The 16,547-nt window shown below is 53.2% G+C and carries 15 protein-coding genes; 14 read left to right on the top strand and 1 reads right to left on the bottom strand.

Annotated features, from left to right (window positions below; genetic code table 11):
- The first annotated feature begins 540 nt into the window (after nt 1–540).
- The 7 genes from C812_RS03120 to C812_RS03145 all read left to right on the top strand — a co-directional run bounded on the left by C812_RS03120 (nt 541) and on the right by C812_RS03145 (nt 10,091).
- Nucleotides 541–1,881 (top strand): ABC transporter substrate-binding protein, encoded by a 1,341-nt coding sequence (locus tag C812_RS03120; protein ID WP_016311230.1) that lies wholly within the window; start codon nt 541–543, stop codon nt 1,879–1,881.
- Between the two features lie 28 nt (nt 1,882–1,909).
- Nucleotides 1,910–2,797, top strand: coding sequence for a carbohydrate ABC transporter permease (locus tag C812_RS03125; RefSeq protein WP_016311231.1), 888 nt, complete (start codon nt 1,910–1,912; stop codon nt 2,795–2,797).
- A complete protein-coding gene (locus tag C812_RS03130) occupies nt 2,794–3,720 on the top strand; it encodes a carbohydrate ABC transporter permease (protein WP_016311232.1) in 927 nt (308 codons plus the stop codon). Before C812_RS03125 ends, C812_RS03130 begins: the two co-directional genes overlap by 4 nt.
- Nucleotides 3,721–3,739: 19 nt before the next feature.
- Nucleotides 3,740–4,867 (top strand): glycoside hydrolase family 76 protein, encoded by a 1,128-nt coding sequence (locus C812_RS22750; protein WP_016311233.1) that lies wholly within the window; start codon nt 3,740–3,742, stop codon nt 4,865–4,867.
- Nucleotides 4,867–5,916 carry a glycoside hydrolase family 76 protein gene (locus tag C812_RS22755; RefSeq protein ID WP_016311234.1) on the top strand — a complete coding sequence of 350 codons (1,050 nt, stop codon included), beginning with the start codon at nt 4,867–4,869 and terminating at the stop codon, nt 5,914–5,916. Before C812_RS22750 ends, C812_RS22755 begins: the two co-directional genes overlap by 1 nt.
- A gap of 114 nt (nt 5,917–6,030) precedes the next feature.
- Nucleotides 6,031–7,299: a glycoside hydrolase family 125 protein gene (locus tag C812_RS03140; protein ID WP_016311235.1), complete on the top strand. Its 1,269-nt coding sequence runs from the start codon at nt 6,031–6,033 to the stop codon at nt 7,297–7,299.
- Between the two features lie 41 nt (nt 7,300–7,340).
- Complete coding sequence (locus tag C812_RS03145) at nt 7,341–10,091, top strand: carbohydrate-binding protein (RefSeq protein WP_016311236.1); 2,751 nt, start codon at nt 7,341–7,343, stop codon at nt 10,089–10,091.
- 69 nt (nt 10,092–10,160) lie between these two features.
- Here C812_RS03145 and C812_RS03150 read toward each other — a convergent pair whose 3' ends face one another.
- Complete coding sequence (locus tag C812_RS03150; protein WP_016311237.1) at nt 10,161–10,502, bottom strand: cupin domain-containing protein; 342 nt, start codon at nt 10,500–10,502, stop codon at nt 10,161–10,163.
- Nucleotides 10,503–10,759: 257 nt separating this feature from the next.
- Between C812_RS03150 and C812_RS03155 the strand changes: the two genes are divergently transcribed.
- The 7 genes from C812_RS03155 to C812_RS03185 all read left to right on the top strand — a co-directional run bounded on the left by C812_RS03155 (nt 10,760) and on the right by C812_RS03185 (nt 16,519).
- Nucleotides 10,760–10,933 (top strand): hypothetical protein, encoded by a 174-nt coding sequence (locus C812_RS03155; RefSeq protein ID WP_157268794.1) that lies wholly within the window; start codon nt 10,760–10,762, stop codon nt 10,931–10,933.
- A gap of 207 nt (nt 10,934–11,140) precedes the next feature.
- Nucleotides 11,141–11,521 (top strand): Na-translocating system protein MpsC family protein, encoded by a 381-nt coding sequence (locus C812_RS03160; protein ID WP_016311239.1) that lies wholly within the window; start codon nt 11,141–11,143, stop codon nt 11,519–11,521.
- Between the two features lie 125 nt (nt 11,522–11,646).
- Complete coding sequence (locus C812_RS03165; protein WP_016311240.1) at nt 11,647–12,429, top strand: ABC transporter ATP-binding protein; 783 nt, start codon at nt 11,647–11,649, stop codon at nt 12,427–12,429.
- Nucleotides 12,430–12,465: 36 nt separating this feature from the next.
- Complete coding sequence (locus tag C812_RS03170; RefSeq protein ID WP_016311241.1) at nt 12,466–13,368, top strand: ABC transporter permease; 903 nt, start codon at nt 12,466–12,468, stop codon at nt 13,366–13,368.
- Between the two features lie 54 nt (nt 13,369–13,422).
- Nucleotides 13,423–14,457, top strand: a complete 1,035-nt coding sequence (locus tag C812_RS03175; RefSeq protein ID WP_016311242.1) for an ABC transporter substrate-binding protein — start codon at nt 13,423–13,425, stop codon at nt 14,455–14,457.
- Between the two features lie 42 nt (nt 14,458–14,499).
- Nucleotides 14,500–15,126 (top strand): cysteine hydrolase family protein, encoded by a 627-nt coding sequence (locus C812_RS03180; RefSeq protein ID WP_036624583.1) that lies wholly within the window; start codon nt 14,500–14,502, stop codon nt 15,124–15,126.
- A gap of 19 nt (nt 15,127–15,145) precedes the next feature.
- Nucleotides 15,146–16,519, top strand: coding sequence for an MFS transporter (locus C812_RS03185; RefSeq protein ID WP_036624585.1), 1,374 nt, complete (start codon nt 15,146–15,148; stop codon nt 16,517–16,519).
- Nucleotides 16,520–16,547 lie beyond the last annotated feature (28 nt).

Genomic DNA, 16,547 nt, shown 5'->3' on the forward strand with positions numbered 1-16,547 from the left:
CTTGTTTAGCAGACGAGAATTTATGACGTTTGAAGAAGCGTTTATCGCACTTGATCAATATATGGACTTTTATAATTATCGAAGAATGCATGGTAGCCTGAAGCATATGGCTCCCATGAAGTTTTCGTTATGGGTCAAAATGCTAGAGGATACCTCAAAGTTCCATAAATCGATGTAAACACACAAGAAAATGAGCTGGACTGCGATAACACAAAACTTGTAGGTCAGGACTCCGGATTTAGGGGGCCTAGCCGCTTTTGCAGTTGAATGCGCTGAAAAGCGCCTTTTCCCCAAATATGAACTGTACTTTTACAGTTAACAGCCCTTTCGCTCAAGGATCTTCCCGATTAAGCATCTTTTTCGGGGAGGTCCTTTTGCACTTTCCGAAAGAAGATAAACAAGGTCATTTGGCATATCTTTATATACCAACTAACATCGATACTTTTTCTTATTGACATAATGATATGATACCAATATACTATCCTTATTGAAAACGCTTTAATTGCTATGTTATTCGAAATGAAAAGGGGAGGTTTACAAATGAAAAAGTGGATGATGGTAATGCTGGTGACCGTTCTGTTCGGTGCGATGCTGGCTGCTTGCGGAGGGGGAGGTAACGGCGGAAGTGCTGGCAACGGCGGCAGCGCAAGTAACGGCGGCGCAGGTAACAGCGGAGGCGGTGGTGACACCGGAAGCAGCAAAACCGAGAAAGTGAAGCTGACGTTCTGGGGCGACTGGGGCGGCGAAGGGCAGAAGCAGTTCGAGACGATGGTTGACGCCTTCAACAAGTCGCAAGACAAAATCGAAGTCAAATACGTGCTTCAGCAGGATATGGTCACGAAATTCCTCACGGCAGCGACGAGCGGCGGTTCGCCGGATATTTTGTTCTGGGACCGCTGGAGAACCTCATTGTACGCTCCGAAAAACGTGCTTCGTCCCATCGACGACTATATGGAGCGCGATGGAGTGAACAAGGAGGATTTTTACGAGGAGTCCTTGAAGGAGCTGACCAATAACGGTAAACTGTACGGCCTGCCGTTAACGGTAGATGCCCGCGCGTTGTTCTACAACAAGAAGATGTTTGCGGATGCAGGGCTGGAGGCGCCAACGACGTGGGAAGAATTGGAGCAAGCGGCCAAGACGCTGACGAAATGGAATGGCAGCAAGCTTGAAACTGCAGGGTTCTCCATGGCCGATCCGGGGTTGTTTAACATGTATTTACAGCAATCCGGCGGGCAAATGCTCAGCGAAGAAGGCAAAACCAACTTCAACAACGAGAAGGGCAAACAAGTTCTGGAGTTTTGGCAGCGCTTGCTGAACGAGGACAAAGTCTATAAAGTCGGCTTCGAACAAGGGCTTGGCGAAGGTACCGACGCGTTTGTTACAGGGAAAGTAGCGATGCTGTACACCGGACCTTGGATGATGAGCACGTACAACAAATATGGTAAGGATCTGGATTACGGCATCGTTCCGCCGCCAGCCGGTCCGAATGGGGACAAAGGCAGCGTGATGGGCGGTTTCGGGCTTGTTATCCCGCAAGGCTCCAAGCATCCGGATGAGGCATGGGAGTTCATCAAATGGTGGACAGCGAACAAGGACAACGCCTTGCTGTGGGCAAAAACGAGCTTGAACATGCCAGGCTTTAAACCGGCGCTGGAGGATGCATTCTTTACCGAAGATCCATTGTGGAAGCCGTTTACGGAGACGTTGGAATTTGCCAAAACGCGCCCGACCCATCCGGGATATTCCGTCATGGAAGAGAATGCGCTTATTCCGAACCTTCAACTGCTGCTCCAGAACAAGCAATCGATCGACGATACACTGAAAAAAGCCCAAGAGCAAGGCGACAAACTGCTAGAGGAAAATGCTGTCGTGAAGTAAAAATCGGCCTCTGAAAGGGGAGCGAAGAATGGCATCCATCAATAAGCTTGGACGGCATCAGGCTCGAATGGCCTATCTGTTCATAACACCAACCATGCTGCTATTTGCCGTATTCATGGTCATCCCCGTCGTGATGGCCCTGTACCTCAGCTTCACCAACTATGACGTGCTGAGCAGTAACGATTGGGTCGGTTTGGACAATTACCGCCGCCTGATCGACGATGCGCTGCTTTGGCAGACTTTCATCAACGTGTTCTATTATGCGATTGTTTTTGTACCGCTGAACTTATTGATTTCCTTGCTGTTTGCGATGCTGCTTAACAAAAAGATACGCGGGGTCAAGCTGTTCCGCACGTTTTACTACCTGCCGACCTTGACCTCGGCCGTCGCCGCGGCCACCGTATGGATCTGGATGCTGCATCCCGAATACGGGCTGATCAACGGGTTGCTTGCTTATTTTGGCATCACCGGCCCGGCCTGGGTGTCGCAGACGGAGACAGCGATGTTATCGATCATCGTCATGACGCTTTGGCAGTCGGTTGGCTCCAATATGATCATCTATTTAGCCGGCCTTCAAGGCGTGCCGGACTATCTGTACGAATCCGCCCGGCTGGACGGGGCGTCGCGGTTCGCTTGCTTCCGCTACATCACTTGGCCGCAGCTTCGTCCGACGACGTTCCTCGTCAGCGTCATGTCCATCATCGGCGCCTTGCAGTTGTTCGACCAGGCGTTTGTCTTGACGCAGGGCGGACCGGCGAACGTCACGAAAACTCCGGTCTACCTGATCTATCAGCAGGGCTTTAACCAATTGCAGATGGGGTATGCCTCAGCACAGGCGTTTGTGCTGGCGATGGCGATTCTCGTATTTTCCATCATCAGCATGAAAATCACCAAAGCGGAGGAGCCGATCGTATGACAAATCCAGAGACGATAAAACCAGGCGTCCGTACACGAGGTCCGCAAATCGGTGTATCCACGCAGAACCGAATCGCGAATGTGTTGTTTTATACGGTTGGCGGTATCATTGCGGTCATCATGTTTTTGCCCTTTTATTGGAGCGTACTGACCTCATTTAAACACGATGAAGACATGTTCACTTTGCCGATTAAGTGGTTTACGACGAACCTGACGTTCGAGCATTATTACAACGCGTTCACGACCGTGCCTTTTGGTCTTTATTTCTGGAATTCCTTTATTCTTGCGGCGGCTGGGGTGTTGTGTAACTTGTTCTTCGGTTCGCTGAGCGGTTATGCGTTTGCCAAGCTGAAATTCCGGATGAACCAGCCATTCTTCCGCATTCTGCTGGTCTCCATGATGGTGCCGGGGATCGTGACGATGATCCCCAGCGTCTACGTGCTGCGCCATATCCCGCTGGCAGGCGGCAATGACCTGTTCGGCAGCGGAGGGTACGGGCTGATGAACTCGTTTTGGGGCATTATTTTGCCGGGGGCTTCCGGGACGTTTGCGGTCTTTTTCATGCGGCAGTTCTTTCTGACCCTGCCCAATGACATGATGGAGATGGCGCGGATCGAAGGCTGCGGCGAATTCAAAATCTTCTGGCGCATTTACTTGCCGCTGACCAAGCCGGCGCTGGCGACGCTCGGAATCTTTACGTTCCAGGCCGGTTGGAACGGCTTCCTCTGGCCGATGATCGTCCTGAACGATCCGGCGAAGGCGACGATTCAGATGGGGCTACAGGCTTTTTCGTACAACTATCAGACGGATTATGGGCCGATGATGGCGGGGGCGCTGGTGGCCATTCTGCCGATCCTGGTGCTGTTCCTGCTGCTGCAGCGGTATTTTATTCAGGGGATCGCGTTTAGTGGAATCAAGGGATAGGACAGAGGGGAGAGCTCATATGACGACGACCATGAAAGAGACGGAAATCCGGCAGCAACGGGCCGACCTGGCTCAGACGGCATTGGATGAATTATTCTGGAACGAAAAAATCCGGATGTACAATATTCAAACGCCCTGCGAAAATGGAACCTGCAATGAGATTTTCCATTATTGGTGGATGGCGCATGCGGTGGATGTGCTGGTTGACGGACTGCGGCGCACAGGGGAGCGGCGGTATGTCCAGCGGCTGGAGCAGCTGTATGATGGTCTGCTTCAGCGTAACGGCGGCGCTTGGCCCAATGAGCTGTACGACGATATGGAGTGGATGGCGCTCGCTTGGCTGCGCGCCTATCAGACCACAGGTGAACCGCGTTACAAGGAGGCCGTCCAACTGCTGTGGCAGGACATTCAAACCGGCTGGAACGAGCACATGGGCGGCGGGATCGCTTGGCAGAAATCACAGCTCGACTATAAAAACACCCCAGCCAATGCTCCCGCCGTGATACTGGCAGCCCGGTTGTACCAAGCGTTTGGCGATCCAAACGATTGGGCTTGGGCACAACGGATCTACGAGTGGCAGGCGGCGAACCTGATCGACCCGGACACCGGCCTGGTGTGGGATGGGATGAACCGTACCGGGGATGGCACCATCGACAAGGATTGGCGGTTTACGTATTGCCAGGGCGTCTTTATTGGAGCTTCGGTGGAGATGTACCGGGTAAGCGGTGATGCGGCTTACTTGGAGGCGGCGCTTCGCACGTTCCGCGTCGTCCTTCAGGAGTTCACTTCCAGAAAGACCGGTCTACTGCCGGAGGAAGGGGATGGCGATGCCGGACTGTTCAAAGGCATCCTGATCCGCTACTTGGTGCAGTTGGCACAAGCGGCTCCAGACCATCCCGAGGTTGCCGAGTACGTCGCCCTTCAGGCGGAACGTACCTGGAGCCACCTGGCCGCCGATCCGCAGCAACCGCGGTTTGGCACGGATTGGAGCCAGGCTCCTAAGCCAGATATAGCCGTATCCCTCAGCTCGCAGCTGAGCGGCGTGATGCTGATGGAGGCGGCAGCAGCGCTTAAGCCGAAGGCGGCTCAGGATCAATCAGCCCCAAGGCTAACTTCGGAGGCTGCCCCCCAAGGGGAGACGCCGTGATGGACCGCTGTGAGCTAGGTTGGGCCCAACTGGCGGAACGCATGCACCGCGATCTGTTCGCCTGTTACGGGAATGAGCAGACCGGCATCCTGGACCAGTGGTATCCGCGTTCGGCGGGACGGGTCGGCGAAAATTTCTACTACTGGTGGCAAGCCCATGTCCTCGATGTGCTGGTGGACGCCTATGAGCGGACCGGCGACCCGGCGCTGCCGGATCGGATGCGTCAGTTCTGCCGCAGTCTGGAGCGTTATAACGGCGGGACGTTCACGCACAATTATTATGACGACATGGAATGGACGGCACTGGCCCTGCTGCGGGCTTACCGGGCGACCGGTGAGGCGTGGTATGAGGAGAAGGTTCAAGAGTTATGGGCAGACATCCAAACGGCTTGGAATGAGTATTGCGGCGGGGGGATGGCGTGGAAGAAGGATCAGTTGGATTACAAAAACACCCCGGCCAACGCCCCCGCAGCAATTCTTGCTGCCCGGCTTTATGGCATATTCGGTCGGCTCGAAGATCTCGCTTGGGCGAAACGAATTTACGATTGGAATAAAGCCAATCTGGTTGACCCCGCAACGGGCTTTGTTTGGGATGGCATGAACCGTACGGGGGACGGTGCGATTGATAAAGACTGGCGATTCACGTATTGCCAAGGCGTCTTCATTGGCGCGGGAGTTGAATTATACTTCTATACCGGCGAATCAGCCTACCTAGAGGATGCCCGGCGTACTGCGGCCGCCTGCTTCGAGGAGCTGTGCGAGCCCGGCACTTGGTTGCTTCCGGAGGAAGGCATCGACGATACCGGGTTATTCAAAGGGATCCTCATTCGCTATCTCGACCGACTTCTGGAGGTCGATCCAGCGTGTCCGCACGTGCGGGAGGTTATTTTTGCCAATGCGGAGACACTTCGATCCAGCGGGCTATTTGAGAGCCCGATGCTCTGCGCCCCTTCCTGGAAGGAGCAGCCGACCTTGCCGGTTCAGCTCAGCGTCCAGTTGAGCGGATTGATGCTGCTGGAAGCGGCGGCCCGGCTGGAGGCGCGCAAGTGAGGAACATGTACAACCGAACCACCGAAAGCGAACGTATGTGACCATAACGAGCACAACGAGCACAACCTGCATCACAAGCACAACGACTACGAGACAACACGGAGGAGATTAACCATGACTGAGCAACTAACTCAATCCGACATTATTGCCTTGGTGGAGACCAAAATGAAGCATCGCCCGAAAATCGTCGAGATGTTCAAACGGTGTTATGAAAATACGCTGGAGACCACCATCCATCGCCACGATGACGGCACGGTGTTTATGCTGACCGGCGATATCCCGGCCATGTGGCTGCGCGATTCCGTGAATCAGCTTCGGCCGTATCTCATCCCGGCGGCGCAGGATGCTGGCTTGCGCCAGATTATCGAGGGCGTGCTGAGAACGCAATACCAATCGATCCTGCGCGATCCCTATGCTAACGCGTTTAACGAATTTGAGAATTTCCGCGGTCATCAGACAGATTTGACCGAGATGTCCGGATGGATTTGGGAACGGAAATATGAGGTGGATTCGTTATGTTATCCCCTGCAGCTCGCCTACCTTTATTGGAAAAATACCGGAGAAACTCGCCACTTCACGCCGGAATTTAAGCAAGCGGCGGAACTGATTCTGCAAACGTGGCGGACCGAGCAGCGGCATGAGGAACTGTCAACATACACGTTCGTCCGGGAAAACAGCGGGGAAACCGATCGGCTTCCAGGACCGGTTGGCTACACGGGGATGACCTGGTCGGGCTTCCGCCCGAGTGACGATGCCTGCAAATACGGGTATCTCGTTCCGTCGAACCTTTTTGCCATTGTGGTGCTGGGGTATTTGTTGGAGATCAATGAGAAGTTTTACGGGGATGACGCTTTCGCGGGTGAGGTGCGTGCGCTGCGGGACGACATTCGGCAAGGGATCGAAAAATACGCCATTATTGAGGATGCGGAGTTTGGGAAGGTGTATGCGTACGAGGTAGACGGCCTGGGCGGCGTGAATCTGATGGATGATGCCAACGTGCCGAGCCTGCTGTCGCTGCCTTATCTCGATTACTGCAGCAAAGACGATCCGATCTATCTCAACACGCGTCGGATGATTCTGAGCCGCCGCAACCCCTATTACTATGAAGGAACGTATGCCAAAGGCATCGGCAGCCCGCACACGCCGCCGGACTACATTTGGCACATCGCCTTATCCATTCAAGGGATCACTGCGCTGGAGGAAGCGGAAAAGCTGGAGATTCTGGATATGTTCGAGCGGACCGATGCGGGAACGAATTTGGTACATGAAGGGTTCCACAAGGATAATCCATCGGAGTATACGCGGGAATGGTTCTCTTGGTCTAATGCCATGTTTGTCGAATTTGTGCTCAGTTTATGTGGTTTGGAAATTGCCATGCGCTAGCTTTCGGGTAAGAAAACATTTCCGAAAATGGAGGTTTTGCCGTGAAACGGAATCCGGGGAATGGAACGTTATCGAAATTACTTGCACTCACGTTAACGATGGCACTCTCGATTTCGCTGCTTACCGGAGCAAACGCTTCGGAGGCCCATGCGGCCAGTTGGACTTCCAAGGATGCGGATGCGGCGATCCGGGCATTTAACGCCAAGTTCTGGGATCCGCAGGCTAAATTGTTCTGGGCCGATTCCAATCGCGGCTCTAACTACCAGGGCTTCTGGGTGGAAGCCGAGCTGTGGGAAATGGTCATGGACGCTTACCTTCGTACATCGGATCGGGAGTTAAAGGCGCAGCTGCGGGCCCAGATCGACGATATTTTCGATGGAGCGGTCCTGAAGTATGGCGAGGATTGGACGAACAATCCGTTTAACGATGACATTATGTGGTGGGCGATGGCCAGTGCCAGAGCGTATCAAATCACCGGGGAAGTCCGGTATCTGAATAAAGCGAAGTATTACTTCGATTTCGTCTACGACACCCAATGGGATGATGAGTTTGCTGGCGGCGGCATCTGGTGGTTGAACAGCGAGCATGTCACGAAAAATGCTTGTATCAACTTCCCGGCGGCCGAAGCGGCAGTGTTCCTGTATGAAATCACGGATGACCCGCACTATTTGGAGGCGGCAACCCGGATATATCGATGGGGCAAAACGATGCTGACGGACGGAAACGGCAAGGTATTCGACCGGATCGAGATGGACCAAGGACCTGTGCCGGATGCAACGCATTATAATCAAGGAACGTTTATTGGCGCAGCTGTCGGACTGCATCGTGTAACAGGCGACAAGGTGTATCTGGAGGATGCGATCAAGGCTGCCCAATTTACGATGGCTCATCAGACAGAACCGAACGGACTGCTCGGTTACGAGGGGCCGCATGGAGATCTGAAGGGCGGCAAAACGATTCTGCTGCGCAATTTGGCTTACCTGCAAAAAGCAGTGGACGGCAGTAAGTCCAAGGCGCATCGGGAGTTCGAGCGGAAGTTCGACGATTGGCTCGCTTTTAATGCGGCGATGGCCTGGAGCCATCGGAACGCAGAGGGGCTCGTCGACGGCAACTGGATCGGACAGCTGTTGTCCGGCACCTATGAGTCCTGGTCAGCCTCCAGCGCCGTTCAGGCTGTGACGGTCGTGCAACCAAAGCCGGTGACAGTTCCGGTATATCCGGTGAAGCCGGCCAATCAACGGATCGAGGCGGAAAAATACAACATCGGCCAAGGCTTCGTGCTCGAGGGCAGTGCAGAAGGCACGTTGCAGCTGGGCGGGATCCAGCACGGACATACCGCTGTCTACAAAAATGTCGACTTCGGGTCGAAGGGAGCCGTTGGCTTCATTGCTAGGGCTGCCAGCGCCACGTCTGGCGGAAGCATCGAAATCCGGCTGGATAAGGAGAACGGACCTAAAATCGGTACCGTTCGGGTTGAGGGCACAGGCAGCTGGAACCAGTTTATCGATGCGGTGGCCGTGCTCAAGGATGAACAAGGTCAGCCGGTGGCCGTGACTGGCAAGCATGATGTCTATCTCACTTTTGTCAAAGCAAATGATGATTATCTGTTTAATTTGAACTGGTTCCGGTTTACGGAGACCGATCCGACGAAAACCGATGCCTATGCGAAGCGGAAGGCCGGCGATTTCGATGACGGAAACGGGGTGAGCCGAAACAGTGAATATGGCTTCCTGGAGGGGATCACGAACGGCGCGTACGTTCGGTATGAAGGCATCGATTTCGGCAGCGGTGCGGCCGGAATCACGGCGCATGTGGCAAGCGGAAACCGCGGAGGAACGATCGAGGTGAAGCTGGACAGCTTGAATGGGCCAACCGTCGCCACCCTTGAGATTCCGGCTGTAGGCGATTGGTCAACGTGGATCGACGTAATGTCCACGCTGGATGATTCGGCTGCGAGGGGCATCCATGACGTCTATCTGGTGTTCCACGGTACGGACGGCAGCGATTTTCCGTGTAATCTCGACTGGTTCAGCTTCACGACCGTCAAAGGCCGGGCTCAAGACGCTTACGGCAAGATCGAAGCGGAGAGTTATACCCTTGGCTCAGGGTTTGGCACGGAGCAGGGCGGAGGACAGACGTATCTCGCTGGAATGTACGGCCCGAACCAGCCTTATGCCATGTACAACTACATTGATTTTGGCGAAGGCGGCGCAGCGGGGCAATTCCATGTCAATGCGGCGAGCGATACCGCCGGAGGGACGATTGAGGTGCGGCTGGACAGCCCAAGCGGCCCTGTAATTGCGGAGGTGCAGGTCACAGGGACCGGTGGCTGGCAGGAGTTTAAGGTGTTCTCGGCGGATCTCACGGCTTCGGTTCGCGGCAAGCATATCGTGTTCCTGCTCTTTAAGGGATCGGATTGGTTGTTTAACCTGGATAAATTTACGTTTGGTGACCCGGACGTATTTACGGCACCGCCTGTTACACCTGAGCCGCCTCGGGACCACACTCCTCCAGGAGAGGTTGAGCATGTACGTGCGGTTCGAGAAAATGGACAGATTCGGTTAACTTGGGACGGTCCGTACGATGTGGATGCTGTGAAGGTGCAGATTCGTTTGCTCAAAAACAAGAAGCTAATCGGCAATACATTGGAGGTGGCGCGCGGTGTCCAGACCGCGGTGTTGCCGAACGTAAACAATCCCAAAAGCTATACGGTCCAATTCCAAGCCGTTGATGCTTCTGGCAATGTCTCCAAGGGAACTGCCGTTTCGCTGGGAGACTTGATCAAGAAGTAATAAAAAACAGACCGGGGCGGAGGGGAGATTCAGCCTTCGGTCTGTTTTTTTGCGATTAGAATTCGTATCTTAAATGTTCTGTGCGTACTCTGGTGCAGGAACTTTGGTTAAGAAAACGTACAAGCTGGCGGGCTTGGTTCCGTCATTCCGGTAGGAGAAGGCTTCCGCTCCTTCCAAATGCAGGACTTCACCTTGATTGAGCGGAGAGGTTGCTCCATCCACCGTAATCGTCCCGTGACCTTGCAAGGCGAGAATAAACACGTCTGTATTCGGATGGGTGTGGGTTGGCAGCTCTTGGCCCGGCATAAAGTTTAGCACAAACACGACGCTTTCCCCTTTTTTGTAGGCTATCCGTTTGGTGAATTTATCCGCTTGGAAGTCCTGAAGTTGAGCTATTGATAATTTTTCCATTTTCCTGATATCCTCCTTATTCCGGCCTGGTGGACCGGATCCTTTGGCTGGAATACTCCGGCTTGATCGCCGGGACTCCTGATCCTTGTCTCCTATGTTAGCATCGAGCTTCTTCTTTCTACTTGATTCAGATCAAGTTTGCGAAAAAATACCCCCTATTTCAAAACTCTGTGAAATGGCCACTACTGCAAATTGGAGTAAATTGGAGAAAGGGGATATGGATGTTTTTTGAAAATGTGGTGAAAGGAGTAACGCTCGTGAAACGTTTTCCGGGGATGGATCAAGAAGCGGTCATGATGGAGATTAAGCAGCTCAAGCAGAAAGCTGACCGGCTGCTTGCGATGTCAATTCGGCTGAATCAACCCAGCTTGGCAGACGAAGCGGAGCGGTTGTACCAGCAAATTGACAGGTTGGCTTTGCTCACCGGGTAATTTGACACATTTCATCCTATGCCATACATTTAAATATAGCCTTCATGTAAAATAACATCACATCCAAGTGGATGGATGTTATTTTTTTTGACGTAAACGTATTGACAATCCCTTTTAAACGCCTATAATAAATCACAAGAATGAGAGTTTCATTAATCACACCCCAGAGTTATGATAGAATACATGACATGAAGGAGGGTGTGAGGTATGGCCAACTTGACTGCTGGCGAATGGAAGCAGGACATTTTGAGGATTTACAACGCGATCAATAAGCAAATCTTTAACGTGGGTGTAAAACAGCAAAAGGTCGATTTCGTCGGCAACAAAATTGTGATTATTTCTTTGAACGGGCGAGTGCCGGTCTTAAAGCTATTGGATGAGGCTTATCCTCAGTCCACAAGGCAGCTGGATTACTTGTTATTTCAAGTGTTCAAGCGGGAGATTAAGGCAGCCCTCGAACGTCAATTTCAACTGAATATCGTCGCCATACTCAAAGATTACGATGCAGAGACCGAATTTTCCGGTACGATCGTTGTCTTGGATCGCGACGTGGAGGATTATCTGAAGGAGTTGTCGGAACTTCGCTAATCGAAAGAGCCGGCTAATCGTCAGTTTGGACTCGCAGCGCTATTTGTTAGGGGGCGCTATGGGTTTTAACTGGCGATTTTTTTATATCTACACACGAAAATTTCAAGGAGTGGAGGCGTTGGAGCATGCAGCCCAAAATCGAGATTAACGGAGTCAGTAAATGGTTTCGCCGGAACGGCCGAGATATCCCGGCCATGCAAGAAACGAGCCTGAAGATTGAAGCGGGAAGGTTCGTCAGCATCATTGGCCCAAGCGGCTGCGGCAAGTCGACCTTGTTCAACATCATTGCCGGACTCATTCCCCCCTCTACCGGAGAGGTGCTTGCGGACGGGGAGAACATCGTGGGAAAGACGGGATATGTTGGTTACATGCTGCAAAAGGATATGCTGCTGCCGTGGCGGACGATTCTGGACAACATCATTCTGGGGATGGAAATTCGCGGCGTCCCTAGAAAGGAAGCGGTGGATCGAGCGTTGCCCCTGATGGAGAAGTATGGACTCAAAGGCTTTGACAAGCATTATCCCAAGGAATTGTCGGGAGGCATGCGACAACGGGCTGCGCTGCTGAGAACGCTGCTTTACGATCGCGACATCATCTTGCTGGACGAGCCGTTTGGCGCGCTGGATGCCCAGACCCGGCTTACGATGCAAAATTGGCTGTTGCAAATTTGGACCGACTTTGGAAAAACGGTGCTGTTCGTCACCCATGACATCGATGAGGCGATTTACTTATCCGACGATATTTATGTCTTCTCTTCACGGCCGGGCCGGGTCAAAACGAAAATCACGGTCACGATGGAGCGCCCGCGTAAAACGGAGGATATGACGTCTCCGGATTTTATGGAATTGAAACATCTCTTGCTTGACCAGTTATCAGCGGGACATGCCGAGGAAGAACTCGCGCTTTGACCGTTGGGATAAAAAACGATCTAGGAGGGATGAAGTGTGGAAGAAACTGTGCGGAAATCGACTTTTGTGATTCATTCTCTGTCCACGGATGCGGTGGTGCCGGCAGCTGAAAAAAAGCTAAAAACCCCGTCCGCTACAAAATCCGCACCGCTGATTTATGACGAAGAGGCGGCGGAGCGGAAGAAAGCTCGCAGAATCGGCTGGGGAAGGGTGGCCGTAGGGGTTCTGCTGTTCATCATCTGGGAGGTATTTACCCGGATCGGCTGGTTGGATTCTTATTATTGGAGCAGCCCAAGCGCGATATGGCAAACGACTTGGCTGCAAGTGGCGGAGGGCGGCCTGTTAGGCGATATCGCCTATACATCAGGCTCAACCGTACTGGGCTTTGTGTTTGGCACGTTATGCGGAGCTTTGCTGGGCCTGTCCTTCTGGTGGTCACGCAGCTATGCCGGCATTAGCGAACCTTACTTAATCATTTTAAATGCAATGCCCAAGCTGGCTCTGGCGCCTGTCCTCGTCATTTTGCTGGGAATCGGCTTCTTCTCCAAGGTGGCGCTGGCTTTTTCCATGACGGTTGTGGTATCTGCTTTGTCCGCCTACAGCGGGGTGAAAAGCGTAGACCCGGATATGGAGAAGTTGATGTATTCGCTGGGGGCCAAACGCTGGCAGGTCTTTACCAAAGTCGTCATTCCGTGGTCGATGCCCTGGATCATCAGCAGTTTGCGCATCAACATTGCCCTTGCGCTTGCCGGGGCCATCGTCGGCGAATTTATCGCCTCCAGCCAAGGTGTTGGACGCATGATCATGTATGCGGGGACGATTCTTGACATCAATCTCGTATGGGTTGGCGTGGTGGTGTTGTCGGTGCTCTCTATGGCCATGTATTGGGGCGTCGTGCTGTTGGAAAGAGGGTTGTCCAAAGGGTTCGGCGTTAAATAAAGAGGACCTTGTCAGTCATCCGGAATCAGAAAATGTTCATGAGGGGGAAGTTGGATGAAGAAGAGCAGACTGTTACCGTTATTATTGGGATTGGCTTTGACGGCCAGCTTACTTGCGGGATGCGGAGGAAAAAGCGAGTCCACCGCGGAAGCAGCGGAGGGGAGCACGGAGCTCAAAAAAATCGTTATCGCCGAACCCGTTCATTCCACCGGATATCTACCTCTCTATTTGGCTCAACGGGAAGGTTACTTCAAGAAGCGGGGACTGGATGTAGAGGTGATTCAGGCAGCTGGCGGAGCACATGTCACCGCGGTGGTTAGCGGAGATGCATGGGGCGTCATCGGCGGAACGGAGTCCAACGCACTGGCGAACAAGAAGAACTCCGATCCCATCGTGTCAATCGTCAACGTCGTGAACCGAGCCAACGTCTACTTGGTGGCCAAAAAAGGGCTGGCTCCGGCCGGGAATTCAGAGGCGGATTTGAAAGAGTTCTTTAAAGGGAAGAAGATCAATGCCGGACGTCATGGCGGTACTCCCAATTTGCTGATCCGTTATTTGCTCATCTACTTGGGGCTGGATCCAGAGAAAGATGTCACGCTGCTGGAGCCGGCGGATGCCTCCACTGTCGTGACGATGGTGCAGCAAGGAGCGGCGGATATCGGCAATGGCGCGGAGCCGCAAATTAGCGACGGGATTTCTAAGGATGTCTGGGGCGAACCATTTTATAAGTTCCATGACTTCGGCGATTTCTCTTACTCTGTGCTTAGTGTTAAGAAATCGACGATCGAGAAAGATCCGGAAACGGTGCAGTTGTTCACCGACGCAATTATCGAGGCGCTGAAGGCAGTACAAGAGGACAAAGAACTGGCGATGAAAAACATGAAAGCTGAGTTCCCTACGTTATCCGATGATGCGATTCAGGCCTCCCTTGACCGCGCCTATGCGGACAATCTATGGAGCAGGGATGGGTTCATTACGGAAGCCGCTGTGAAACAAGACATGGATGTGCTGATCAAAACCGGGATTTATACGGGCGATTATTCCTATGATCAATTGGTAGATATGCAGTTCGTTAATTCATCCAAGTAAGGAAAGGGAAGGTGAAGCAAAGTGAATTTAGAACAGAAGCTAATGAACAGCCGGACAGCCATCGTGGTGGTCGATGTACAGAATGATTACTGTCACCCGGAGGGGGCTTTAGCTCAAGCGGGGAATGACATAGGTGCCGTAGCCGATATGATGCCCAATTTACATCGCCTGTTGGCAGCAGCCAGAGTGTTTGAGGTGCCGGTGATTTTTATCCAGACCTTTCATGAAGAAGCGACCGATTCCGAAGCTTGGAGGGGACGATCGAACGGACGATCGATGGCGGTATGTCGGAAGGGCAGCTGGGGCGCGGATTTCTACGAAGTTGCGCCCGAGCCGGGTGAGGTCGTCGTGAACAAACACCGTTACAGCGCTTTTGTGAATACTCGACTCGATTCCATCCTGCGGAGCCAGAAGATCGAAACGTTGATCATGACCGGTGTCAGCACCAATGTGTGCGTGGAATCGACGGCTCGGGACGGTTTTATGCTGGACTATCACATCGTGCTGCTTCGCGATGCCTGCGCCTCTTATTCAACCCAGGCTCATGAAATGACGATAAAAAATATTGAAGGATATTTCGGTGAAGTCACGGACACCCGCGAAGTGATTTCCTTGTGGGAACGGGCCGGGAAAACGACCGTGAACCCGATGACGATGACACAAGTGTAAAGCAGGTGCAGGTATGGGCATGAACGGCAAAACCCGTACACTGGTTCAATATATTATTTGTACGGGAGCCTTCTTATCGAACTGTTCCGCCGGCATGTTCAACATCGCGCTGGTGGATATCGCTAGAGATTATCAGATCGGCCTTGCCTCTGCGCAATGGGTGGTTACGGCTTATTTGCTGGTCATTTCCGTCCTCCTGCCGGTGATGGGGAAACTCGGGGATATCCGGGGGCGGCGGTCCGTGCATAATCTGGGTTACCTCGGCTTTGCGTTAGGGGCACTTGGCTGCGCGCTTGCCCCGTCCCTGGGCTGGCTGATTGCCTTCCGGATCGTACAAGGCGTTGGCGCTTCGATGTATCAGGCGACGAATATGGCGCTGATCGTTTCTCTGTTTCCTCCCGAAAAGAGGGGGAGAGCCCTAGGGATGATCAGCACCTTTGTGGCCGCCGGTTCGATGATTGGCCCCAGCCTCGGAGGGGTGCTGATTCAATGGATCTCTTGGGAGGCGTGCTTCTGGCTGCTGGCCGGCACTGCGTTAGCGGCTTGGATTATGGCCCAGCGGTTTATTCCGAAGGATCAGCCGGAGGAGCAAGGGCACATCGATGTAACCGGAACGCTATTGTTTGGGATTTCGTTAACCGGCCTGGTCACAGCGATTCATCTTGGCTCGGAATGGGGATGGGGATCCCTGGCCGTGGTCGTGTTGTTGCTCTTGTTTGCGGGTTGTGCCGCTGGATTTGTAATGTGGAGTCTTTCCACCAGCGGCTCCCCCTTCATCGATCTCAAGCTGCTCAGCGATGCTGCGACAAATACCGGGCTATGGATCACCATCGTTACGTATATGGCGGCATTTTCGGCGCAACTTGTATTGCCGGTTTATCTTCGCCACGAGTTAGACGCTCCGCCGGCAATGGCCGGATTGATCATGATGGGGTATCCGTTGGCGTTGATCGTCGCTTCCCCGTTATTCGGCAGTTTATCGGACAAGCACGGTTCCTTGCCGTTGTTGACGGCGGGATTGCTCGCGATGTCGGGAACGTTATTGGCTTTGGGATTTCTTTCCTCCTCCTATCCGATGTTTCTGCTCATTACCTTGATTGTCTTGCTGGGGGCATCCATGGGGATGATCACTTCGCCTAATACGAGCCTGGTGATGGGCCGCGTGGATCCAAGCCACTTGGGGTTAATCAGCAGTTTACTCGCGTTGTCGCGGAACCTGGGCATGATGTTTGGCACAGCGGCAGGTGGAGCCCTCCTGGCCGGCGTAGACGGATATCGGATGGTGTTCGTCCTTTGTCTCGCGTTGGTGTTCGGCTCCTTGGTTCTTCTGCTGTTTACCGTCCGTCAAGCGCGGCATCGTCGCCACCATGAAGAGACGGTATCGCCATCTTAGTAAAGCTAAGCCATTGCCTGGACGTTAT

This window comes from Paenibacillus barengoltzii G22, assembly GCF_000403375.2.
Lineage (GTDB): Bacteria > Bacillota > Bacilli > Paenibacillales > Paenibacillaceae > Fontibacillus > Fontibacillus barengoltzii.

What these genes read in the sequence shown, in the direction of transcription:
- C812_RS03120 (WP_016311230.1), top strand. Translation starts at nt 541, where the DNA reads ATGAAAAAGTGGATGATGGTAATGCTGGTGACCGTTCTGTTCGGTGCG.
- C812_RS03125 (WP_016311231.1), top strand. Translation starts at nt 1,910, where the DNA reads ATGGCATCCATCAATAAGCTTGGACGGCATCAGGCTCGAATGGCCTAT.
- C812_RS03130 (WP_016311232.1), top strand. Translation starts at nt 2,794, where the DNA reads ATGACAAATCCAGAGACGATAAAACCAGGCGTCCGTACACGAGGTCCG.
- C812_RS22750 (WP_016311233.1), top strand. Translation starts at nt 3,740, where the DNA reads ATGACGACGACCATGAAAGAGACGGAAATCCGGCAGCAACGGGCCGAC.
- C812_RS22755 (WP_016311234.1), top strand. Translation starts at nt 4,867, where the DNA reads ATGGACCGCTGTGAGCTAGGTTGGGCCCAACTGGCGGAACGCATGCAC.
- C812_RS03140 (WP_016311235.1), top strand. Translation starts at nt 6,031, where the DNA reads ATGACTGAGCAACTAACTCAATCCGACATTATTGCCTTGGTGGAGACC.
- C812_RS03150 (WP_016311237.1), bottom strand. Translation starts at nt 10,502, where the DNA reads ATGGAAAAATTATCAATAGCTCAACTTCAGGACTTCCAAGCGGATAAA.
- C812_RS03160 (WP_016311239.1), top strand. Translation starts at nt 11,141, where the DNA reads ATGGCCAACTTGACTGCTGGCGAATGGAAGCAGGACATTTTGAGGATT.
- C812_RS03165 (WP_016311240.1), top strand. Translation starts at nt 11,647, where the DNA reads ATGCAGCCCAAAATCGAGATTAACGGAGTCAGTAAATGGTTTCGCCGG.
- C812_RS03175 (WP_016311242.1), top strand. Translation starts at nt 13,423, where the DNA reads ATGAAGAAGAGCAGACTGTTACCGTTATTATTGGGATTGGCTTTGACG.
- C812_RS03180 (WP_036624583.1), top strand. Translation starts at nt 14,500, where the DNA reads ATGAACAGCCGGACAGCCATCGTGGTGGTCGATGTACAGAATGATTAC.
- C812_RS03185 (WP_036624585.1), top strand. Translation starts at nt 15,146, where the DNA reads ATGAACGGCAAAACCCGTACACTGGTTCAATATATTATTTGTACGGGA.